At 64.0% G+C, this 20612-nt stretch carries 19 protein-coding genes and 1 pseudogene; 8 read left to right on the top strand and 12 right to left on the bottom strand.

The genetic code is table 11. From position 1 onward, the window contains the following. Positions 1-89: 89 nt before the first annotated feature. A complete protein-coding gene (locus AC0YKC_RS26875; protein ID WP_488513278.1) occupies positions 90-977 on the bottom strand; it encodes a DMT family transporter in 888 nt (295 codons plus the stop codon). A gap of 177 nt (positions 978-1154) precedes the next feature. Here AC0YKC_RS26875 and AC0YKC_RS26870 point away from each other — a divergent pair, with 177 nt between their 5' ends. Beyond that, a complete protein-coding gene (locus AC0YKC_RS26870; protein WP_320295535.1) occupies positions 1155-1658 on the top strand; it encodes a hypothetical protein in 504 nt (167 codons plus the stop codon). A gap of 4 nt (positions 1659-1662) precedes the next feature. Here AC0YKC_RS26870 and AC0YKC_RS26865 read toward each other — a convergent pair whose 3' ends face one another. After that, positions 1663-2991, bottom strand: a complete 1329-nt coding sequence (locus AC0YKC_RS26865) for a DNA polymerase IV (protein ID WP_488513277.1) — start codon at positions 2989-2991, stop codon at positions 1663-1665. A gap of 65 nt (positions 2992-3056) precedes the next feature. On the opposite strand from AC0YKC_RS26865, the gene AC0YKC_RS26860 reads away from it, so the two are divergent. Together AC0YKC_RS26860 and AC0YKC_RS26855 are read left to right on the top strand one after the other, a co-directional pair. After that, positions 3057-3632 carry a GNAT family N-acetyltransferase gene (locus AC0YKC_RS26860; RefSeq protein ID WP_488513276.1) on the top strand — a complete coding sequence of 192 codons (576 nt, stop codon included), beginning with the start codon at positions 3057-3059 and terminating at the stop codon, positions 3630-3632. Positions 3633-3734: 102 nt separating this feature from the next. Next, on the top strand, positions 3735-5312 hold the full coding sequence (locus AC0YKC_RS26855; protein WP_488513275.1) for a YdgA family protein: 1578 nt from the start codon (positions 3735-3737) through the stop codon (positions 5310-5312). Between the two features lie 9 nt (positions 5313-5321). On the opposite strand, the gene AC0YKC_RS26850 is transcribed toward AC0YKC_RS26855, so the two are convergent. Both AC0YKC_RS26850 and AC0YKC_RS26845 read right to left on the bottom strand, forming a co-directional pair. Continuing rightward, positions 5322-5975: a hypothetical protein gene (locus tag AC0YKC_RS26850; protein ID WP_320295539.1), complete on the bottom strand. Its 654-nt coding sequence runs from the start codon at positions 5973-5975 to the stop codon at positions 5322-5324. Further along, positions 5972-6271: a DUF3572 domain-containing protein gene (locus AC0YKC_RS26845; protein WP_488513274.1), complete on the bottom strand. Its 300-nt coding sequence runs from the start codon at positions 6269-6271 to the stop codon at positions 5972-5974. The genes AC0YKC_RS26850 and AC0YKC_RS26845 overlap by 4 nt, the downstream gene beginning before the upstream one ends. 239 nt (positions 6272-6510) lie before the next feature. Between AC0YKC_RS26845 and AC0YKC_RS26840 the strand changes: the two genes are divergently transcribed. Beyond that, positions 6511-6882: a response regulator gene (locus AC0YKC_RS26840; RefSeq protein ID WP_027166515.1), complete on the top strand. Its 372-nt coding sequence runs from the start codon at positions 6511-6513 to the stop codon at positions 6880-6882. Positions 6883-6915: 33 nt separating this feature from the next. Continuing rightward, on the top strand, positions 6916-8289 hold the full coding sequence (locus AC0YKC_RS26835) for a PleD family two-component system response regulator (RefSeq protein WP_320295540.1): 1374 nt from the start codon (positions 6916-6918) through the stop codon (positions 8287-8289). A 518-nt stretch (positions 8290-8807) separates the two neighbouring features. Here the strand turns inward: AC0YKC_RS26835 and rpmG are convergent. From rpmG to AC0YKC_RS26795, 8 genes are all read right to left on the bottom strand, one after another. Further along, entirely contained in the window at positions 8808-8975 is a 168-nt protein-coding gene (gene rpmG, locus AC0YKC_RS26830; RefSeq protein ID WP_006201775.1) for a 50S ribosomal protein L33, read from the bottom strand. A 156-nt stretch (positions 8976-9131) separates the two neighbouring features. Next, positions 9132-9590, bottom strand: a complete 459-nt coding sequence (locus AC0YKC_RS26825) for a YqfO family protein (RefSeq protein WP_434722975.1) — start codon at positions 9588-9590, stop codon at positions 9132-9134. A 93-nt stretch (positions 9591-9683) separates the two neighbouring features. Further along, the gene (locus tag AC0YKC_RS26820; protein ID WP_320295542.1) at positions 9684-10859 is read right to left on the bottom strand and encodes an MFS transporter; all 1176 of its coding nucleotides are present in this window, start codon (positions 10857-10859) and stop codon (positions 9684-9686) included. 20 nt (positions 10860-10879) lie between these two features. Beyond that, on the bottom strand, positions 10880-11620 hold the full coding sequence (locus AC0YKC_RS26815; RefSeq protein ID WP_488513273.1) for an NUDIX hydrolase: 741 nt from the start codon (positions 11618-11620) through the stop codon (positions 10880-10882). A 92-nt stretch (positions 11621-11712) separates the two neighbouring features. Beyond that, positions 11713-12156, bottom strand: coding sequence for a DUF983 domain-containing protein (locus AC0YKC_RS26810; protein WP_488513272.1), 444 nt, complete (start codon positions 12154-12156; stop codon positions 11713-11715). Then, entirely contained in the window at positions 12156-14465 is a 2310-nt protein-coding gene (rnr, locus tag AC0YKC_RS26805; protein ID WP_488513271.1) for a ribonuclease R, read from the bottom strand. Before rnr ends, AC0YKC_RS26810 begins: the two co-directional genes overlap by 1 nt. A gap of 6 nt (positions 14466-14471) precedes the next feature. Beyond that, a complete protein-coding gene (gene topA / locus AC0YKC_RS26800; protein WP_488513270.1) occupies positions 14472-17039 on the bottom strand; it encodes a type I DNA topoisomerase in 2568 nt (855 codons plus the stop codon). A 335-nt stretch (positions 17040-17374) separates the two neighbouring features. Beyond that, complete coding sequence (locus AC0YKC_RS26795) at positions 17375-17752, bottom strand: COG4315 family predicted lipoprotein (protein ID WP_488513269.1); 378 nt, start codon at positions 17750-17752, stop codon at positions 17375-17377. A 163-nt stretch (positions 17753-17915) separates the two neighbouring features. On the opposite strand from AC0YKC_RS26795, the gene AC0YKC_RS26790 reads away from it, so the two are divergent. From AC0YKC_RS26790 to AC0YKC_RS26780, 3 genes and pseudogenes are all read left to right on the top strand, one after another. Then, positions 17916-18662, top strand: coding sequence for a cytochrome c biogenesis CcdA family protein (locus tag AC0YKC_RS26790; RefSeq protein ID WP_488513268.1), 747 nt, complete (start codon positions 17916-17918; stop codon positions 18660-18662). Positions 18663-18811: 149 nt separating this feature from the next. Next, positions 18812-20179 carry a bifunctional UDP-N-acetylglucosamine diphosphorylase/glucosamine-1-phosphate N-acetyltransferase GlmU gene (glmU, locus tag AC0YKC_RS26785; RefSeq protein ID WP_488513267.1) on the top strand — a complete coding sequence of 456 codons (1368 nt, stop codon included), beginning with the start codon at positions 18812-18814 and terminating at the stop codon, positions 20177-20179. 235 nt (positions 20180-20414) lie between these two features. Beyond that, positions 20415-20612 (top strand): annotated as a pseudogene (locus AC0YKC_RS26780) (glutamine--fructose-6-phosphate transaminase (isomerizing)); the annotation flags it as partial.

Raw genomic sequence — 20612 nt, 5'->3', positions numbered from 1 at the left:
AAACGGATTCAGGCGACGCGCTTTAGGCCTTTGTTTGATGCATGTCGTTGCCGCAAAACCGAGGTCACTTTTGCGCGACATGCATTAGCTCAGGGCGTTGCCGCCTCCGCCTCTGCCACCCGCGGCGCCTTGCGCTGCAAATTGAGCAGGTTGCCGGCGAGGATCAGGGCGGCGCCGCCGGCGGTGAAGACGTCGATCTGCTCGTGATAGAGCAGCCACCCGACCAGCGCCGACAGCGGCACGCGCAAAAAGTCCATCGGCGAGATGATGGTGGCGTCGGCGTGGGTGAGCGCGCGCGCCAGGCAGAAATGCGACGACATGCCGGTGAAAGCGATGATGAAGATCCATGGCCAGAGGCCGGGTGAGGGGGTGTGCCAGCCGTAGAGAGCCGGGATCAGGCCGACCACCGACTGGATGATCAGCATCCAGAAGATGATGCGCACCACGCTTTCGGTCTTGGTCATCGACTTGACCAGCACCATCGAGATGCCGAAGCAGACCGCTGCGCCCAGGACGACCAGGTGGCCGGGGTCCATCGAACCCGCGCTGGGGCGCACGATGACGACCACGCCGACCAGGCCGAGCACGATCGCCGTGAGCCTGGAGCGCGACAGTCTTTCCCCCAGAAAGCTGACCGCGAGAATCGCCGTCCAGATCGGCGTGGTGAACTCGATCGAGATCAGCACGGCGAGCGGAATGAGGGTGAGCGCATAGAGCCAGGCGGCCTGGCCGGTATAGTGGATGATGTTGCGGGCGATATGGGCGAAGGGACGCTCGGTTCGCATCGCCGCAAAACCGCCGTTCATCATCACCAGCGGTAAAAGGATGAAGAAGCCGATCACCGAGCGCAGTTCCAGCACCTGGAAGACGTTGAACTCGGCGGTCGTCTCGCGACCGGCAACCGACATCGCCAGCATCGAGGCGATTGACAGAGCCATCCAGAACGCGGCTTTTGGGATCGAGGGAGCGGGCGCCATTTGGGGGCCTATGTCGCAAGCCCGGACCCGGGCCGCAACCGCTAGCGGCGTCATTTCACTGGGCCAGCGGATCGGGTGTCAAAAAACCGTCATCGCTGCATCGGAACCTGCTGCCCGGGTACCCGTTAAGTCCACGCCTTCCGTTGGAAGGCCACAATCGCAAGAGGGGACGTCTTGATGAAATCGACCGCTGCTTTGCTGGCCGCCGCCTGTCTTTTCTGCTCGACGGGCGCGCATGCCGACGAGGCGGCCTTCCTGCGCTCGCTGCAGGGCAAGTTCTCCGGCAAGGGAACGGTCAGGATCCGAACCAACACGCCGGTGATGAACATCAACTGCACCTTCACCTCGGACGCGACGGCGGACTCGCTGTCGCTCGACGGCACCTGCCGCGCGCTGCTGATCATGTCGCGCGAAATCCGCGCCGACCTGAAAGTCAGCGGGGCGAGCTACACCGGCACCTATATCGGCTCGCGCAGCGGACCCGCCGGGCTCAGCGGAAGCCGCGAGGGCGATGCGATCAATCTCGACATCCACTGGGCGAAAATCGTCAATGGCGACCGCGACGCGGAGCTGACGGTCGAGAAGGTCGGGCCGGACAATATGCGCATGACGGTGACCGACATGGATCCGGCGACCGGCAAGATGGTGGTGACGAGCCGGATCGACCTCAAGCGGACCTGACCCCTCAATCTTCCAGCGGCTCGGGCGGATTGGCGGCCCGGCCCTTGCCGAATGTGTAGCCGGTCTCGACGGCTTTCCTGCCGAACTTGTCGCGCAGCGTGTCCATCGCGCCTTCAGCCAGCGCGCGCTTGCGCGACTGTACGTCGACCAGATCCGGCGGATCGGCCTTTTCGTCGTCCGAAAGGTCGCTGACGCCGATGCCGAGCAGGCGGAATCTGGTGCCGTCGGCTTCGCGGCGCAACAAATCGAGCCCTGTCTGAAAGATTCGGTCTGCCAGCCGAGTCGGATCGCCAAGCTGGCGGTTGCGGGTGCGGAGCTTGAAATCCTGCGTCTTCAGCTTCAGCACCACGGTGCGCCCGGCAATGCCTGATTTCTTCAGCCGCGCCGAGACCTTTTCCGAGAGCCCGCGCAGCACCGGCACCAGTTCCGCCAGGGCGGCGATGTCGGTGTCGAAGGTGATTTCGGCCGAGACGCTCTTGGCATCGCCGCCGGGGTCGACCGGGCGGTCGTCCTCGCCACGCGACAGGCGATAGAGTCGGTCGCCCATCACGCCGTAGCGGCGCATCAGGTCGCCGCGATCCATGCGCTGCAATTGCGCGATCATGCGGATGCCCTCGCGCTCCAGCGTCGCGGCCAGCGCCTTGCCGACGCCCCAGATCATCGTCACCGGCTGCGCGGCGAGGAAGCTCGGCGCCTCTGCTTCGCCGATCACCGAAAAGCCGCGCGGCTTGCGGAAATCCGAGGCGATCTTGGCCAGGAACTTGCAGTAGGAGAGGCCGGCCGAAACGGTGATGCCGAGCTCCTTTTCCACCGTCTGGGCGAAGCGCGCCAGCACCAGCGCCGGGGGCATGCCGTGCAGCCGCTCGGTGCCGGCGAGGTCGAGAAAGGCCTCGTCGATCGACAGCGGCTCGACCTGCGGCGTCAGCGCCAGCATCAACGCGCGGACTTCGCGCCCGACGCCGACATATTTCTCCATGTTGGGCGGGATCACCACCGCTTCAGGGCACAGTTCGAGCGCCTTGAACATCGGCATGGCCGAGCGCACGCCCTGGATGCGGGCGATATAGCAGGCCGTGGAGACGACGCCGCGCCGGCCGCCGCCGACGATCACCGGCCTGTCCTTCAGCGCCGGGTTGTCGCGCTTTTCGATCGCCGCGTAGAAGGCGTCGCAATCGATATGGGCGATCTTGAGCCGGTAGAGCTCGGCGTGACGGACCAGGCGCGGGCTGCCGCAGCGATCGCAGCGACGCGTCTGCGAGCGCTGGAGAGCCAGGCAGTCACGGCAAAAACCGTGTTCGGGATTGTTGACAGGAGCCGCCATCGCTGCGAACATAAAGAGAACAGATGCAATGGTACGACAGCGCAAGGCTGGCAACAAGCTTGGCCTGGGGAGAACGCATGAGCACAACCATAGCACCGCTGACCCCTGAGCGCTGGACCGATTTCGAGGACCTCTTCGGCAAGCAGGGCGCCTGTTACGGCTGCTGGTGCACCCATTTCCGGCTGACGCCGGCGGAGCGCCGCGCCAGCGACAAGGAACGCAACAAGGACCACATCAAGGCGCGAATCGAGGCCGGCCCGCCGCCTGGGCTTCTAGCCTTCGAGGACGGCAAGGCCGTCGGCTGGATGCAGATCGGTCCGCGCGCCGACGTGCCCGAGTGGAACAATCAGGGCAGGGGCTCGGCGCCGGTCGATCCTGCCGATGCCGGCGATCCGGATGTCTGGGCGATCTCCTGCTTCTTCATCCGCGTCAAGGCGAGGGGCCGCGGCGTCACGCATCGCCTTGTCGAGGGCGGCATCGCATTTGCGCGTGAGAACGGCGCGCGGCTGCTGGAAGCCTGCCCGATCGACCTGTCGCGCGATTCGCGCTCGATCGGGCTTTTCGTCGGCTCGTCGCGGGTGTTCGAGAAGGCAGGCTTCGAAAGACTTGTGGAGCGCAAGCCCGGCCGGCCGCTGATGCGACTTGTGCTTTAGCCGGATGCGCTTTTGGCCTACAGTCGGTGTCTTGCGGCTGTAACGCTTCTTGCCTACCAGAAGCACAAATATTTCGTCTTCCGAGACCAACGGAGAACCGACGTGAAGCGTATTTTGCCACTTGCCTTTGCCCTTGCGCTCAGCGCGCCAGCTTTTGCCCAGACCGTCGACAACCAGGGCGCAAAGGAGCTGTCCGACAATCTGTCGCGCTATTTTGGCAAGCAGGCCTTCGACAAGGGAGTGCTCAAGGTTTCGGTCGAGGGTGGCGCCTACAAGATCGCGCTCGACATCAAGGCGCTCGTCAGTGCTCTGCCGGAGCAGAAGCTCCTGAAATTCGACATGGCGCCATACGCCCTGATGGTGAAACCGCGCAGCGACGGGTCCTGGGACGTCTCGTCGAATTTCTCGCAGGGCGCGTCCTTCGAGCTTGATGGGCCGGAAGGCCGTCAGAGCATGGAGTTCACGATCAAGGACGGCAAGCTGACCAGTGTCTACGATCCGGCGCTTGCCGCCTTCACCAACGCCACCAGCTCGTTGGCCGGGATGACCATGACGTCCCGGGAAGCCAAGCAGCAGGCCGATGTCTCGACCGGCGCCGGCACTGCCACCGTTACGGCGACCAAGTCCGCCAATGGCGGCGTCGACTTCACTGCCACCCAGAAAGTTTCGGACTTCGTCGAGAAGATCAAGATCGATGATCCCAATAGCGGAATGAATTTCCCACTCACCTTGAAAACGCCGGAACTTTCGGTGGACGCAAAGGGCAAAGGCGTGCGCACGAAGCCCTTGCTCGACCTGCTTGCCTTCGCCGTGGCCAATGAGGACGAAACCAAGCTCAAGGCGAACCAGGCGGAGCTCAAATCGCTCATGCTGGCTGCGTTGCCCGTTTGGGAACGGGTCGACGGCAACTACGGCTTCAAGGATTTCGAGGTGGAGAGCCCCGTCGGCAAGTTCGGGGCCGCGCAATTCAGCACCGCCTTCGGGATGGACGGTGTCTCCCAGAACGGCAAGCTCGACTACACGATCAAGGCAACCGGCCTGACGATCCCGCGGCAGACCCTTCCGGAATGGACCGCCGCATTGCTGCCAACCGACATCGATCTGAACTTCGGCGGCGCCAATATCGATCTCGATACGATGGCCAAGAAAGCGATCGAAGCCTTTGATCTCAATAAGAATCCGCCGCTGTCGGATGAATTCGGCAAGGCTCTGGTCGCCGATTTCAAGGCCAAGAACCCGAAGGTCGTGATCGGGCACAGCACGCTGAAGAATGGCGCCATCGAGGTCGCGATGGAAGGTGAGATGACCTTCCCCGGCGAAAAGCCCGATGCGACCGTGACCATCGACGTCGCCGGCTATGACAAGATCGTCGATGCCCTGAAGGAAGCGGCCAAGAGCGATGAGCAGATGGCGCAGGCCTTCCCGTTCGCCTTGGCGGTCAAAGGTTTTGGCAAGACGCTGCCGGACGGCCGGCTGGAATGGATGATCAACACCAAGGCCGATGGATCCGTCACAGTCAATGGCGCCATGCTGAAGGGGCCGGATGAAGTCCAGGATGACAGCGCCGGCCAGGATGACAATTCGGGCAATGACGGCGCCAACGGAACGGATGATTCCACCGGAGGCGACGATTCTGACGGCGGCGACAATGGCGGGGCTGGCGCGAAGCTGCAGCCCTGAGCACTTGAGTTAGAGCCCAAGCGCCGCCGCGATCTTTGGCGTCGCTTCGCGCCAGTCCTCGACCGAGAAGATGTCTTCGGACGTCGGCGGCAGGAAGGCGCGCAACGCGTTGTCGGCCATCAAGTGGAAGAGATGGGCATCCGCCACGGAATTGCGCGCCGAGACCAGGTTGGAGGGCTGGTCGTCGACGAAGGCGACGGGACGGCCCTTGACGCCGCGCAGTTTCGCGATGGCAGGTCCCTTGGCCATTTCCGTCGTCAGCAGCGGATAATTGAGCCCCAGCGCATCGAGGTGCGCGCGGCGCACGGCGCGGTGCTTGTGCGGCATGGCGGTCAGCATGACGATCTCGGCGCCTCGGCCGAGCATTGCGAGCGCGTCCGCGGCGCCGTCGGCGATGCTTTGCCAATCCGCCTGGGCATCGAAGAATTCGCCCAAGAGCGCCGTCACCTCGGGTTGCTCGATCAGCCGGCCGGTTGCCGTCTCGGCGATGTTGCCGGTGAGCCGGAAGGAAGCGAGTGTCAGGCCGAAACCACGCGACTTCAGATAGTGCGGAAAAGGCCGGATGAATTCGAGCACGACATCGTCGACGTCGAGCACCAGCAGCGGCCGGTCATCGGCGGCAAGCTCTTCGATCTGCCGCGCCGTCTCAGGATCGTCGCTCATGTCGAACGCTCGTGGTCGTCGTTGCCGAGCGGAAGCGCGCGCAGTGCCTTGCCGACGGCGGCTGGCGGGGTGCCGGTTTCCTCGGCGAAGCGCAGCAGCGTCGGCTCGTGGGCAAGGATGAATTGCAGGACGCCGGCAAGGAAGCCGGGCTCGGCGGCGGCTTTGCGGATCGACTGCACGGCGATGCCGGTGATCGCCAGGAAGCGGGGCAGAAGTTCGGGATCCGCGGCAATGAAGCCCAGCGCCTTGACGGCAATGGTTTCCGCTTCCTCGCGCATTGACGCTGCGTTCGCCATCATTACCTTTGAATGGTGGATTTTCGAGTCTCCTTCCGCAGTAACGGCAAGCGTCGCTTGCGGCAAGCCTCCGCTCTCTCCCCGTGCAACGTCCGAAGGTGGAATCCGTGCAGCTTTTCCAACCTTCGGTTTCCGTTTCGTCAATCATATTGGGCTAGGGTGGAAAAGGGTTGGGTGCGGTCCGAGGGGGACGCATTGCGACGGCCTTCGGCTTCGAGGGCGGTCGGGACGGGAAACTGATGGCTAAGAAGGTCATGATCGTCGAGGACAATGAGCTCAACATGAAGCTCTTTCGGGACCTCATCGAAGCCAGCGGTTACGAGACGGTTCGCACGCGCAACGGGCTGGAGGCGCTGGATCTTGCGCGCCAGCACCGCCCGGACCTCATCCTGATGGACATCCAACTGCCCGAGGTCTCCGGCCTGGAAGTGACCAAGTGGCTGAAGGAAGACGACGAATTGCATTCGATCCCGGTCATCGCCGTCACCGCCTTCGCCATGAAGGGCGACGAGGAGCGCATCCGCCAAGGCGGCTGCGAGGCCTATATCTCCAAGCCGATTTCGGTGCCGCGCTTCATCGAGACGATCAAATCCTATCTGGGCGACGCCTGATGCCCAAGACCAGCAGAACCGGAGTTTTTTGAGATGACAGCGCGGATCCTCGTCGTCGACGATATCCCCGCCAATGTGCGGCTGCTGGAGGTTCGGCTGCTTGCCGAGTATTTCGAGGTGCTGACGGCCAGCAACGGCCCGGATGCGATCGAGACCTGCGAGAACGGCAAGGTCGACGTCGTGCTGCTCGACGTGATGATGCCGGACATGGACGGGTTCGAGGTCTGCAAGCGCCTGAAGAGCGATCCGGCGACCTCGCATATCCCCGTCGTCATGATCACCGCGCTCGACCAGGTGTCGGACCGGGTGCGCGGCCTCGAGGCGGGCGCCGACGATTTCCTGACCAAGCCGGTCAACGACCTGCAACTGATGACGCGCGTGAAGAGCCTAGTCAGGTTGAAATCGTTGACCGACGAATTACGGCTGCGCGCCTCGACCACGCGCAATATCGGCATCGAAGAACTTCTGAGCCGCGATTTCGCGACCGAGGACACCAAGCCGAGGGTACTGCTTGTCGACGAGCGCCAATCTTCGGTCGAACGCATCCAGAAGATGCTGCGCAACAGCGCCGAGCTGGATGTCGCGACCGATCCCCATGCCGGGTTCTTCCAGGCGGCCGAGACGCCGTATGAATGCGTGCTGGTGTCGACCGCCTTCTCCGACTTCGATGCGCTGAGGCTCTGCTCGCAGCTACGTTCGCTCGACCGCACCCGCTTCCTGCCAATCATGCTTTTGGCCGACGAGGGCGAGGAGGGCCGCATCCTGCGCGGGCTGGAGCTCGGCATCAACGATTACCTGATGCGGCCGATCGACCAGCACGAGCTGACGGCGCGGCTGCGCACCCAGGTGCGGCGCAAGCGCTACAACGACCAATTGCGCGCCAGCGTCGCCCAGACGATCGAGATGGCGGTGATCGACGGGCTGACAGGGCTGCACAACCGACGCTATCTCGACAGCCATCTGCAGACGCTGTTCGATCGCGCCGTGGCGCGGCGGCGGCCACTGTCGGTGATGATCACCGATCTCGACCGCTTCAAGTCGATCAACGATACCCACGGCCATGATGGCGGCGACGACGTGCTGCGCGAGTTCGCCCGGCGGCTGCGCAAGAATGTGCGTGGCATCGATCTCGCCTGTCGTTTCGGCGGCGAGGAGTTCGTCGTGGTCATGCCGGATACCGACGGCGCGGTGGCCGAGAAGGTGGCCGAGCGCATTCGCGCCGAGATCGCGCAGGCGCCTTTTGCCATCGGTGCCGACGGCAAGGCGATCGAGGTCACGGTCAGTGTCGGCGTATCCTCGGTCCTGAAAGGGACGGACAGCGTCGCCGCTCTGATGAAGCGTGCCGACCTGGCGCTCTATGAGGCCAAAAGCGGCGGTCGCAACCGGGTGGTCGCTAAGGCTGCCTGAGGCGCGCCGCCGCGATCTTTCAGATTTGCTGTTTATGCTTTAGGTTTAACTTTTGCGCATGTTCCCACTTTCGGAGACATGCCCTGCAAAAGGCGCTGATTCCCGGCCGTCCCGACAGGGTTACGAATTTACCTTAACCCAAGCGATTCGCGAGCGGTGGTTAAGAAATGATTGATTTTTATAAGGTCTTGCGCAAATCTGCGATGCATAGACCGAAGACGAGGCCGGCACGAGGGTAGACTAGCCGGCTCGATCCAGAAAATACCCCATGATGCTCAGGTCCGCCGCATCTCCTGGGTCCGTGGGGTCGGCCGGCCGGCGCTGGCACATAGTGGCCTCCTCGTACCGCTGCCAAACGCCGACCGGCCCCCTTTTTCTCAAAACCGACATCGGAAGCTTGCGCGGACAGCCGCGCGGCTTCCTCTTGTCGGAAAGCCGTGTCCGACTTTTCCTGGGGTCTTTCCAAAAACAAAAACGCCGCCCGGAAGGCGGCGTTTTGATTTCTCAGGATAACCAGATTACTTGATCTTGGTTTCCTTGAACTCGACGTGCTTCTTGGCAACCGGATCGTACTTGCGGAACGAGAGCTTGTCCGTCTTGGTACGGCTGTTCTTGCTGGTGACGTAGAAGAACCCGGTGTCGGCGGTCGACAGAAGCTTGATCTTGATGTTTGCGGCTTTGGCCATGATTTTCGTCCGTTAATGTTCGTGGAGTTTTGGCCGCTGGAGCACGGGGAAAACACCCGGACGCGGGAAACTTGGCGCGACACATAAAGAACGCGCCCGGAAAGTCAAGCCCGGGCGCCGTCCTTGCCTCATCTCGGCACGGCTGATTTCGCTGCTTCAGGCGTTCTCCTCGATCCGCTGAGCGGTTTTTTTCCAGTCGCCCGTGGTGTTCCACCAGCGGTTGGGATTGGCATGGTCGTCAAGACCCTTGGAACGGCTGGCGAGCAGCGGTTGGATGCGGATGACGGGCTCCTGATAGGAGTGGGCCTGGAATATCGCCTCGACGACACGAGCGGCGAGCGCCTGGTCGTCGGCGATCTCGAACGACACTTCGACGGTGCCGGGCCGCCGGCGCAATTCCGTCTCGGCGCCAGCGGCGGCGCCTTCGAGCGGCCGATAGCGCTCGACGCCTTGCGCCGACTGATAGGCGTTGCTGTCATATTTGCCCATGCGCAGCGGCGTGATCGCCACCACTGCCTCCATGATGCGCTCGACATCGGCGGCCGGCGCCTGGAATGTGACGAGCAGAAGCAATTCCATCCTGAGGGATCTGGTTTCAAAGCCGCTGTCGATCATAGCAATTCTCCTACCTCGCGTTGGAGACAGGGTATAGCAGGGGTGCTGCTGACATGGTGATGTCAGGATGCCCGAAGCTTCGGCTACGTTCTTCTACAGAATCTTGCGCACCAGCCTGACCAGGACCAGAAGCATGTAGGCGGCGAAGAAGATCGCCAGCGACCAGCCGAAGCCCGAGGGGCCGAACGCATCCATGCCGATGCCGATCGCCTGCGGACCCAGCACCATGCCGACGCCATAGCAAAGCACGAAGGCCGCGTTGGCGGAGGCAAGCTCATGGCCGGAAAGCTGCGAGCCGAGATGGGCAAGGCCGATCGTGTACATGGCCGCCACGACGCCGCCCCAAACGAACAGAAGCGCCGCCATCAGATGCCAGTTCTGGGCGAAGAACGGCATGAAGGCGGTTCCGATCAGCCCTACCGTGGCGCAGATCAGGAGCAGGTAGCGCCGGTCTGAAATGCGGTCGCTGATCATGCCGATCGGGATCTGCAGCAGCACATTGCCGAGACCGATCATGGTCAAAAGCAGCGCCGCGTCGGCTTCTGAATAACCGATGCGGTTGCCATAGACCGGGAAGAGCGCGAAGCCGCCGGTCTCGACCGCGCCGAAGACCAGCACGGCGAAAGTGGCGGTCGGCACCAGCCAGATGTAGCGCAGGAAGTGGCTGGTCTCGCTGTCGGCGACGATGGTCGGACTCTCCTTGCGTGCCGCCAGCACGGGAATCGCGGCCAGCGTCACCAGGGCGATGATGACGCCAAAGGGTCTGAACCCCGAGCTTCCGAGATGAGCGAACAGCCACGGCCCGGCGGCAAAGCCGAGCGACAGCACCGTGGCGTATATGCCGAGCACGAGGCCGCGCCGGTGCGGCGGCGCGGAGGTGCTGATCCAGAACTCCGACAGGATGAACAGCACCGTGAGCGAAATGTGCAGCACGACGCGGAGCGGAAACCACATCCAGAAATCTGGCGCGAAGTGGAAGCCGACAAAGGCCAGCGCGCCGATGGCAATCATCGACAGCATGGTCCAGGCGACGCCGAGCCGCATGGCTAAAGGCGTGGCGAGCGGCGCACCGGCGATCGAGGCCAGGCCAGCAACCGCCGTGTTGAGGCCGATCATCGAGGCCGAGTGGCCGCGTGTCTCCAGGATGACACTGAGCAGTGGCATGCCGAGGCCGATGGCGATGCCGACGACGCTGATCGAGGAGATCGCCGCGATCATCGGCAGCCAGTGTACGCGTTCGTCGCCCTGTTGTTGGGTATCGACCGTCATGGGATCAAAATGCTCTGCTTCTAAAGGACTTCGCGGACAAAGCGGTTGCGGACGAGCCGGAAGAACGGCACGGCGCCCCCCGGCCGCAGCAAGGGATCGTCGGCAAGCCGACTTTGCAGTTCTTCCAGGATCATGCCGGTAATGTCGGGGATGTCGGCCTTGCGGGCATCGGCGAGCGGCAGCCAGACGAGTTCCTCCAACTCGTTGGTCGGACCGCCGCCGGGCAACTCCACGGCAACGTCGTGGCGCCATGCGCTGAAGAAACGCGTATCGAAACGGCGCACGCGGTTGGGCGGGGTGATGGCGCGGGCGATGAAGCGAAGCACGTCCAGCGACGGGACCACGCCATGTTCGGCGAAACCCTGCCAGTCGCGCTTTACGGTGGAGAAGGCGCCCTTGCGGCCGATCAGCAGGCCGGCTTCCTCATAGGTCTCGCGAATCGCCGACAGGGCGATTGCCCGCGCCCGCGCCGCGCTCGCGCGGCCAGGACCCGCGAGCAGCTTTTTCTCTTCTTCGCCGGGCAGGGGGGCGCCGACGTAAATGCGGCTGTCCGCCGGGTCGGTGCGGCCGCCGGGGAAGACGAATTTCCCGGGCATGAAGGCATGGCGGGCGTGGCGCCGGCCCATCAGCACCAGAACGTCCTTGCCCTTGCGGTCGAGGAGAATGAGGGTCGCGGCATCGCGCGGACGCAGCGCCCGGCCGCTGCGCACGGCCAGGCCCTTATCGAGCTTGTCGACATCCGCCTTGGTCATTCGTTCCATGCGCTCGACCTAGCGGAAACTTCCCGGATGCGAAAGTGGCTTGCTCGTCGCTGCCTTTGCACCAGGGCCGGGCAGCGGCGAGACCTGGCTTATCAATGGCTCTCGAATTCGTCCTTCTCGTCGCCGAAGCCGTGCATATACAGCGCCCATTGCAGGCCGATGACGGCGCCCTTGACCGGCTGCAGCAGCACGAGAGCGAGAATGATGGTCAGCGGCACCCAGATCAGCGCGTGCTGCCAAGTCGACAGCGTGGTGGCGGCCTCCACGGCCATGAACGAGCCAACCACGATATGGCCGACAATGACGATGACCAGATAGGCAGGCAGGTCGTCGGCGCGATGGTGGTGCAGTTCCTCGCCGCAGACCTCGCACTTGTCCACGGGCTTCACGAAGGCGCTGAACAGCTTCCCTTTGCCGCAATGCGGGCAGCGGCCGAGCAAGCCGCGCTTGATCGCCGTCCATAGCGGGCGCGCGACGCGGCCGGAGTGATGCTCGCCGCCGAAAACCTGTTCTTCCACGCGCATATCGCCTGGCATCATCTTCTCCTGCCGCGCGGACCGGTGCGTGATTGCGACGCACGGGCGCGGCCCTTGGCCTTGTGGAACGACCGCTTCGAGCCGGGCAGTGGCTTCGGGTCGGTCAGCATCTCGAAACGCATCGCGCCGGCCATTGGCGCGACCTCGACCAGCCGGACTTCGACGCGGTCGGCAAGCTGATAGCCTTTGCCGGTGCGTTCCCCGAACAGCGATCGGGCGGTTTCGTCGTAGATATAGTAGTCGCCGCCCAAACTTGACACCGGAATAAAGCCATCGGCGCCGTACTGCGGCAATTGGACAAAGAGCCCCGCCTTGGTGACGCCGGAGATGCGCGCGTCGAACGTGTCGTTGACGCGCTCGGCCAGATAGGCGGCGATCAGCCGGTCGACCGTGTCGCGCTCGGCGGCCATGGCGCGGCGTTCCGTGGCCGAGATCAGCGCGGCGACCTCTTCCAGCCTGTCCGCCTCCTGCTGCGTCAAGCCACCGGGACCCAGACCAAGTGCGGCGATCAGCCCGCGGTGCACGATCAGATCGGCATAGCGGCGGATTGGCGAGGTGAAATGCGCGTAGCGCCTGAGGTTGAGGCCGAAATGGCCGATGTTCTTCGGGGAGTACTCGGCCTGGCTCTGCGAGCGCAGCACCACTTCGTTGACAAGCGCCTCGTTGTCGGCGCCGCGCACCCGCTCCAGAATGCCGTTGAATTGGCTGGGCCGCATCTGCGCGCCGCGCGCCAGCGACAGGCTGAGCGTCTGCAGGAACTCGCGCAGCGATTCCTGCTTGGCCAGCGACGGCGCGTCGTGGATGCGGTAGACGAGGGGTTCTTTCCTGCCCTCCAATGTCTCGGCGGCCGCGACATTGGCCTGGATCATGAACTCCTCGATGAGCTTATGCGCATCGAGTCGCTCCGGCACGGTGACGCGGTCGACCGTGCCGTCGGATTTCAGCAGGATCTTGCGCTCCGGCAGGTCGAGCTCCAGTGGCTGGCGGGAGTCGCGGCCGCGCCTGAGCACCGAATAGGCATCCCAAAGCGGCTTCAGGACGCTATCGAGGATCGGCTTCGTCTTGTCGTCAGGCACGCCGTCGATCGCGGCTTGCGCCTGCGGGTAGGCAAGCTTGGCGGCCGACTTCATCATCGCGCGGTGGAAGGAATGCCTGAGCTTGCGGCCTTCCGAGGAGAAGGTCATGCGCACGGCGATGGCCGGCCGGTCCTCGCCCTCGCGCAGCGAGCAGAGGTTGTTGGAGATGCGTTCGGGAAGCATCGGCACGACGCGGTCCGGAAAATAGACCGAATTGCCGCGCTTCAGCGCCTCGCGGTCGAGCGCGGTACCATAGCGGACATAGGCGGCGACATCGGCGATCGCCACGGTGACGACGACGCCTCCGGGATTCTTCTCGTCCGCATCGGGCGCGGCGAAGACGGCGTCGTCATGGTCCTTCGCGTCGGCCGGATCGATGGTCACCAGCGGCAGATCGCGCCAATCCTCGCGGTGATCGAGCGTCGCCGGCTTCACCGCTTCGGCCTCGGCGATCACGTCCGCCGGAAAGACATGGGGAATGTCGTGGGCGTGGATGGCGATCATCGAGACCGCCTTCTCGCTGCTCAGCGATCCCAGCACCGCCAGCACCTTTGCCCTGGGCAGTCCGTAACGGGATGCCCGCGCCGGCTCGACCTCGACGAGATCGCCGTTCTTGGCGCCGTTCTGGAATTCCTTGTCGACGATCAGTTCCGGCTGCCGCCGTTCGACGGGCTCGATGCGGAACGTGCCGTCCTTCAGCACGCGGAAGACACCGAGCACCGCGTCGCTGCGCTTCTCGAAGATCTTCATCACCCGGCCGGTATAGGCGGGGCCCGACGGATCGTCGGTCGGGAAGGTCTTGGCTAAAACGCGGTCGCCGATGCCGGGCACCGGGCCGCTGGCGCCGCGCGAAATGCGGATGGCGATGACGGGCGGCGAGCCGTTGCCGGTGTATTCGTTCGGATGCGCCAGCAGCACGCCGTCGTCGTCACGGCCGAAAATATCGAGCACCGCGACGTGAGGCACGGCGCCCACACGGGAGAGCCGCTTGCGCTCCTTCGTCAACAGGCCCTCGTCCTGAAGGTCGCGCAGCATATCCTTGAGCCAGATGCGGTCGTCGCCGCGAAGGGCGAAGGCCTTGGCGATCTCGCGCTTGCCGGACCGGTCGGGATTTTCGGCGATGTAGCGCAGCAACTCGTCGCGCGAGGGCCGGTAATCGTCCTTGACCACCTTGGCCCTCGTGTCGGCGTTGCGCGGATCGCCGTGGCTTCTTCCGGAGATCCTGCGCGCCACGTCCCGCTACCCCTTCTTCGCGCCCCGACGGAAGGGCTTCTTGCCGCCTCCGCCCTTGGCTTCCTTCTCGGCAATCAGAGCGAGCGCTTCTTCCATCGTCACCGATTGCGGGTCCTTGCCCTTGGGCAGCGTCGCATTGACCTTGCCGTAATTGACATAGGGACCGTATTTGCCGTCGCGCACGACGATCTTGCCGCCGCCATCGGGATGGTCGCCAAGGTCCTTGAGCGCCGCGGGCGTGGCGCCGTTGCGGCCGCCCTTGCCCTTCTGCTGCTTCTCGGCAATCACCGAGACAGCGCGGTTCAAGCCGATCGAGAACACGTCCTCGATGCTTTCCAGATTGGCATAGGTGCCGTCATGCAGCACGAACGGCCCGTAGCGTCCGAGGCCGGCCGAGATCATCTTGCCGGTTTCGGGGTGTTTTCCCACATCGCGCGGCAGGGCCAGCAGCGCCAGCGCCTTCTCGTGGTCGATCGACTCCGGCGTCCAGCCCTTGGGCAGGCTCGAGCGCTTGGCCTCCTTGCCTTCGCCGCGCTGGATATAGGGGCCGAAACGGCCGCTCCTCAGCGTGATTTCCTCGGCGGTGTAGGGGTCCTTGCCGAGCAGCTTGACGCCGTCGTCGCCATTGCCGTTCTCACCATTGGGGTTGGCGGCGTCGCCGAGCTGGCGGGTGTAGGAGCATTCCGGATAGTTCGAGCAACCGACGAAGGCGCCGAACTTGCCGAGCTTCAGCGAGAGGTTTCCCGAGCCGCATTTCGGGCAGATGCGCGGGTTGGAGCCGTCCTCGCGTTCCGGGAAGACAAGCGGCGCAAGTTCCTCATTGAGCGCGTCGAGCACGTCGGTGACACGCAGTTCCTTGATGTCGTCGACGGCGCCGGAGAAATCCTTCCAGAAGTCGCGCAGAACGTCCTTCCAGGCGAGCTTGCCGTCGGAAATCTCGTCGAGCTTCTCCTCGAGCGAGGCGGTGAAGTCATACTCGACGTAGCGCTCGAAGAAGCTTTCGAGGAAGGCCGAGAGCAGCCGGCCCTTGGCCTGCGGCACCAGCCGGCGCCGGTCGATGGTGACGTAGTCGCGGTCCTCGAGCGTCTTCAGGATCGCGGTGTAGGTCGACGGCCGGCCGATGCCCAGTTCTTCCAGCTTCTTGATCAGCGACGCCTCGGAATAGCGCGGCGGCGGCTCGGTCGTGTGCTGGGTGGCGTTGATCGCCTGGCGGGCAAGTTGCTCGCCGGAACGGATCTCGGGCAGACGGCGGCTCTCCTCGTCCTCCGCGTCCTCGTCCTTCTGGTCGGTATAGGCGGCAATGAAGCCGTCGAAACGGATGACCGAGCCGATCGCGCGCAGCTCCGCGGTGCGGGCGCCGTTGACCGCCTCGATCTCGACCGTGGTGCGTTCGATCTCGGCCGGCTGCATCTGGCTGGCGATGGCGCGCTTCCAGATCAGCTCGTAGAGGCGCGCCTGGTCGGCATCGAGATATTGCCGAACGGAAGTCGGGGTGCGCTTGAAATCGGTCGGGCGGATCGCCTCGTGCGCTTCCTGGGCGTTCTTGGCCTTGGTGGTGTAGAAACGCGGCTTTTCCGGCAGGTATTTCGCGCCGAACTCGCTGACGATGGCGTCGCGGGCGGCCTCGATCGCCTCCGGCGCCATCTGCACGCCGTCGGTACGCATATAGGTGATGAGGCCGGCGGTCTCGCCGCCGACATCCATGCCTTCATAGAGTTTCTGCGCCACCTGCATGGTGCGGGTGGCCGAGAAGCCGAGCCCAGACGATGCTGCCTGCTGCAGCGTCGAGGTGGTGAAGGGCGGGCCGGGATTGCGTTTTGTCGGCTTGGCCTCGACTGACAAAGCCTTGAAGGTCGCGCCTTCGAGCATGGCCTTGATGTCGTCGGCCTGCGCCTTGTTGGCGATGTCGAGCTTCTGCAGCTTCTTGCCGGCGAAGGCGGTCAGCCGCGCCTCGAAACTGTCGTTGCGGGGCGTGTTGAGGATGGCGGCGATCTGCCAGTATTCCTCGCGGATGAAGCGCTCGATCTCGGATTCGCGGTCGCTGACCAGGCGCAGCGCCACCGACTGCACGCGGCCGGCCGAACGGGCGCCCGGCAGCTTGCGCCACAGCACCGGCGACAGCGTGAAGCCGACGAGATAGTCGAGCGCACGGCGGGCGAGATAGGCGTCGACCAGCGGCGCGTCGATCTGGCGGGGATTGGCCATCGCATCCAGCACCGAAGCCTTGGTGATGGCGTTGAAGACAACGCGGCTGACCGGCTTGTCCTTCAGCGCGCGCTTCTGCTTCAGGACTTCGAGCACGTGCCAGGAAATCGCCTCGCCCTCGCGATCGGGGTCGGTGGCGAGGATCAGGCCGTCGGCATCCTTGACCGCCTTGGCGATGTCGGCCAGGCGCTTGCCCGACGCGGTGTCGACCGACCAGGACATGGCGAAGTCCTCGTCGGGGCGCACCGAGCCGTCCTTGGCCGGCAGATCGCGGACATGGCCGAACGAGGCCAGAACCTTATAGTTCTTGCCGAGATATTTGTTGATTGTCTTCGCCTTGGCCGGCGATTCGACGACGACGACGTCCATGAGGTCTCTTAATCAGCTGTGAGGTGGCGGAAGAACTCCGCGACGCGCGACGAAATCCCACTCTTTTCGTCGCTCACATGGCCGCGCTTTTGCAATCGGTCAAGGGGAGGCGGGCAATTTGGGAAGCGGCGATCGGCGATACACTCTTAGAGTGTATGGCAAAGATCACATTTTTTGGGGATGGCGAGGTCCGCGTCTCGATCACATGAGATACGGTCGTGCGCTCTTGTCGCAAGACGATCGTCGAAGCGGCTCGGATCGGAAAGGGATTGCCGGCTGCCGAGTCGAGAGAGACCCGGCAGCCACCCTCCAGCCGGGCGGTGGCGAGGGCAGGTTCAATCGGCCTTGACGACGTGCCAGGCGCCGGCGACGCCTTCTCCGGCCATGTCACCGGCCTTCTTGTCCTTGACGAAGGTGTAGACCGGTTTGCCGTCATAGGCCCACATCTTGGAGCCGTCCGTGCGGTCGATAACAGTCCATTCATCGTCTGCCTTGGCGCCGGCCTCGGCCTTCAGCGGCGGCCAGTTGGCGGCGCATTTGTCGTAGCAGGTGGACTTGCCCTTTTCGTCCTTGTCGAAAGTGTAAAGCGTCATGCCCTTGGCATCGGTGTAGATTTTGGTGCCGCCGACTTCGGCTTCCTTCCACGCTTCGGCGGCATGGGACGCGACGGTGCCGAGCAGAAGTGCGGCAAACCCGAGTGCGATCGATTTCATGACAATCTCCCTGAGAACACGCGCGGAAGTTCCGCGCTGGCTATGTCAACGCGTTGGCGCGGCTGTTTCTTCCTTGGCGAAGCGGCGACGTGCCACACAATGGTGATTGGCGAAGCGCCATCCGCGTCGCTATATCGTCGCCAGCACAAGCAGGGCGGACGAAATGGCATTGGACATCGGCTATGTCAGCGCGGTCGGGGCAGGGGCGATCTCGTTCCTGTCGCCATGCGTGCTGCCGCTGGTGCCGCCCTATCTCTGCTACATGGCCGGCGTTTCGGTCGACGATTTCCGCGGCAACCAAAGCGTGACGGCGCGGGAAGGCACGCGCGGCGCGCTGCTTTATGCCTCGCTCGCTTTCGTGCTCGGCTTCTCGACCGTCTTCGTTGCGCTCGGCGCCGGCGCCTCGACCATCGGCCACCTGCTGAGGGTCTGGCAGGAGCCGCTGGCGATGGTCGCCGGCGCGCTGATCATCGTCATGGGCCTCAACTTCCTCGGCATCCTGCGCATTCCGCTCTTGTCGCGCGAGGCGCGCTTCCAGTCGCAGGGCAAGCCCGCCAGCATGGTCGCCGCCTATGTCATGGGGCTGGCCTTCGCCTTTGGCTGGACGCCCTGCATCGGCCCGGTGCTGGGACCGATCCTGACTTTGGCCGGCGGACGCGAGACGGTGGGCGAGGGCGCGCTGCTGCTTGCCGCCTATTCGCTCGGCCTCGGCATTCCGTTCCTGATCGCGGCGCTGTTTTCCGGCGCCTTCATGCGCTTCCTCGGCAAATTCCGCGTCCATCTCGGTCGTGTCGAAAAAGCGATCGGCGCGCTGCTGGTCGTCGCCGGCGTGTTCTTCCTGACCGGCGGCGTGCAGAGCGCGTCCTATTGGCTTCTGGAGAATTTTCCGGTGCTGGGACGGCTGGGGTAGAGCCGGGCGCGTAGCACCAGATCGAATGGCGGACCCGCTCATTAAGAGTCAGCTGCTCTCCCACCTCACCGGAATTTAACCGCATTGGTGCAGCATCACCCCGCTGCTAGCATGCGTTGATTCAAGCCCTTTCACATGGTTGCCTTTATATGAGCCAGAGATCCTGCCTGTCCGTCATCCTCGCCGCCGGCGAAGGCACGCGCATGAAAAGCGCCATGCCCAAGGTGCTGCATGCCATTGCCGGCCTGCCAATGGTGGCTCACGTGGTGAAGGCCGCCGAGGCTGCCGGTGCAACCGGCCTGGCGCTGGTGATCGGCCACGGCGCCGACGAGATGCGCAAGGCGGCGCAGAAATTCGCGCCGAAGGCGGAGACTTTCGTGCAGGAGAAGCGGCTCGGCACCGCGCATGCGGTGCTCGCCGCTCGCGAAGCGATATCAAAGGGTTATGACGATATTCTCGTCATGTTCGGCGACACACCGCTGATCGATGCGCAAGCGCTGGCAGCCGCGCGGCAGAAGCTGGCAGAGGGCGCGGCCGTCGTCGTCATCGGCTTTCGCACTCCAAACCCAACCGGATACGGGCGCCTGATCGAAAGACGCGGAAAGCTCTTTGCCATCATCGAGGAGAAGGATTGCAGCGAGGACGAGAAGAAGATCACCTTCTGCAATGCGGGAATGATGGCCATTGCCGGCGACCAGGCGCTGCAATTGCTCGAAAAAGTCGGCAACGACAATGCCAAGGGTGAGTTCTACCTGACCGACATCGTCGAGATCGCCGGCGCGCAAGGCCTCAGCGTGGTGGCGACGGAAGCCAGTTTCGAAAACGCGCTCGGCATCAACAACCGGGCCGAACTCGCCGAGGCGGAGCGGGTCTGGCAGGCACGCCGGCGGCGCGAGGCTATGCTTGCGGGCGTGACGCTGATCGCGCCCGAGACCGTCTATTTCTCGCACGATACCGAGATCGGCGCCGACACGATCGTCGAGCCGAATGTCTGGTTCGGGCCGGGCGTCAGGATCGCTTCGGCCGCCAAGATCCACGCCTTCAGCCATATCGAGGGCGCGACGATCGCGTCCAATTGCGATGTCGGGCCCTTCGCGCGGCTCAGGCCGGGCGCTGATCTTCGCAACAAGGCAAAGGTCGGCAATTTCTGCGAGGTCAAGCAGGCGACGATCGAGGAGGGCGCCAAGGTCAACCATCTGACCTATATCGGCGATGCGCGGGTCGGGGCCGCGGCCAATATCGGCGCCGGCACCATCACCTGCAATTATGACGGCTACTCGAAATTCTTCACCGATATCGGCGAGGGGGCCTTTGTCGGCTCGAACTCCTCGCTGGTGGCGCCGGTCACGATCGGCAAGGGCGGGTATATCGCCTCCGGCAGCGTGATCACCGAGAGCGTGCCCGACGACGCGCTGGCCTTCGGCCGTGCCCGCCAGAAGACGATCCCCGGCAAGGGCAAGGAGCTGCGCGAGCGCTTCGCCTCGGCCGCCGCGGCGAAGAAGAAGGCCGCGGAATGATCTTCAGCGCCTCCTTCGGGAGGCGGTCGCTGCTCGATCAGATATGAACGAGTGGAAAACCTGGGCCCTGAAAACCCGAGCGGTTCAGGTAACCGGATTGCAAGCGCAGTCTGGCATTGTGCCTTGGCAAAGAACCGTTCCACTGACACGGAACGAAACGCAAAGTGACTTTCGCGGCAGGCCGGCAGTCCCTAGATAACGCCGGATTTTCCGCTGGGAATCGGGGGCACGCGCCATGTGCGGTATCGTTGGAATCGTTGGCCGAAGCCAGGTCGCGCCGCTCATCGTCGATGCGTTGAAGCGGCTCGAATATCGCGGCTACGACTCCGCCGGCGTTGCCACCATCGAAAAGGGTGAGCTTGGCCGCCGCCGCGCCGAAGGCAAGCTCATCAATCTCGAACGCCGGCTGAGGGAAGAGCCGCTCGACGGCACG

Source organism: Mesorhizobium sp. CNPSo 4661 (genome assembly GCF_057784215.1).
Note: the sequence above shows the minus strand (reverse complement) of the source record. Positions and strands in the feature narration are given on the sequence as shown.

Coding starts and splice junctions, on each gene's coding strand:
- AC0YKC_RS26875 (WP_488513278.1), bottom strand. CDS start 977: ATGGCGCCCGCTCCCTCGATCCCAAAAGCCGCGTTCTGGATGGCTCTG.
- AC0YKC_RS26870 (WP_320295535.1), top strand. CDS start 1,155: ATGAAATCGACCGCTGCTTTGCTGGCCGCCGCCTGTCTTTTCTGCTCG.
- AC0YKC_RS26865 (WP_488513277.1), bottom strand. CDS start 2,991: ATGTTCGCAGCGATGGCGGCTCCTGTCAACAATCCCGAACACGGTTTT.
- AC0YKC_RS26860 (WP_488513276.1), top strand. CDS start 3,057: ATGAGCACAACCATAGCACCGCTGACCCCTGAGCGCTGGACCGATTTC.
- AC0YKC_RS26850 (WP_320295539.1), bottom strand. CDS start 5,975: ATGAGCGACGATCCTGAGACGGCGCGGCAGATCGAAGAGCTTGCCGCC.
- AC0YKC_RS26845 (WP_488513274.1), bottom strand. CDS start 6,271: ATGGCGAACGCAGCGTCAATGCGCGAGGAAGCGGAAACCATTGCCGTC.
- AC0YKC_RS26840 (WP_027166515.1), top strand. CDS start 6,511: ATGGCTAAGAAGGTCATGATCGTCGAGGACAATGAGCTCAACATGAAG.
- AC0YKC_RS26835 (WP_320295540.1), top strand. CDS start 6,916: ATGACAGCGCGGATCCTCGTCGTCGACGATATCCCCGCCAATGTGCGG.
- rpmG (WP_006201775.1), bottom strand. CDS start 8,975: ATGGCCAAAGCCGCAAACATCAAGATCAAGCTTCTGTCGACCGCCGAC.
- AC0YKC_RS26825 (WP_434722975.1), bottom strand. CDS start 9,590: ATGATCGACAGCGGCTTTGAAACCAGATCCCTCAGGATGGAATTGCTT.
- AC0YKC_RS26820 (WP_320295542.1), bottom strand. CDS start 10,859: ATGACGGTCGATACCCAACAACAGGGCGACGAACGCGTACACTGGCTG.
- AC0YKC_RS26815 (WP_488513273.1), bottom strand. CDS start 11,620: ATGGAACGAATGACCAAGGCGGATGTCGACAAGCTCGATAAGGGCCTG.
- AC0YKC_RS26810 (WP_488513272.1), bottom strand. CDS start 12,156: ATGCCAGGCGATATGCGCGTGGAAGAACAGGTTTTCGGCGGCGAGCAT.
- topA (WP_488513270.1), bottom strand. CDS start 17,039: ATGGACGTCGTCGTCGTCGAATCGCCGGCCAAGGCGAAGACAATCAAC.
- AC0YKC_RS26795 (WP_488513269.1), bottom strand. CDS start 17,752: ATGAAATCGATCGCACTCGGGTTTGCCGCACTTCTGCTCGGCACCGTC.
- AC0YKC_RS26790 (WP_488513268.1), top strand. CDS start 17,916: ATGGCATTGGACATCGGCTATGTCAGCGCGGTCGGGGCAGGGGCGATC.
- glmU (WP_488513267.1), top strand. CDS start 18,812: ATGAGCCAGAGATCCTGCCTGTCCGTCATCCTCGCCGCCGGCGAAGGC.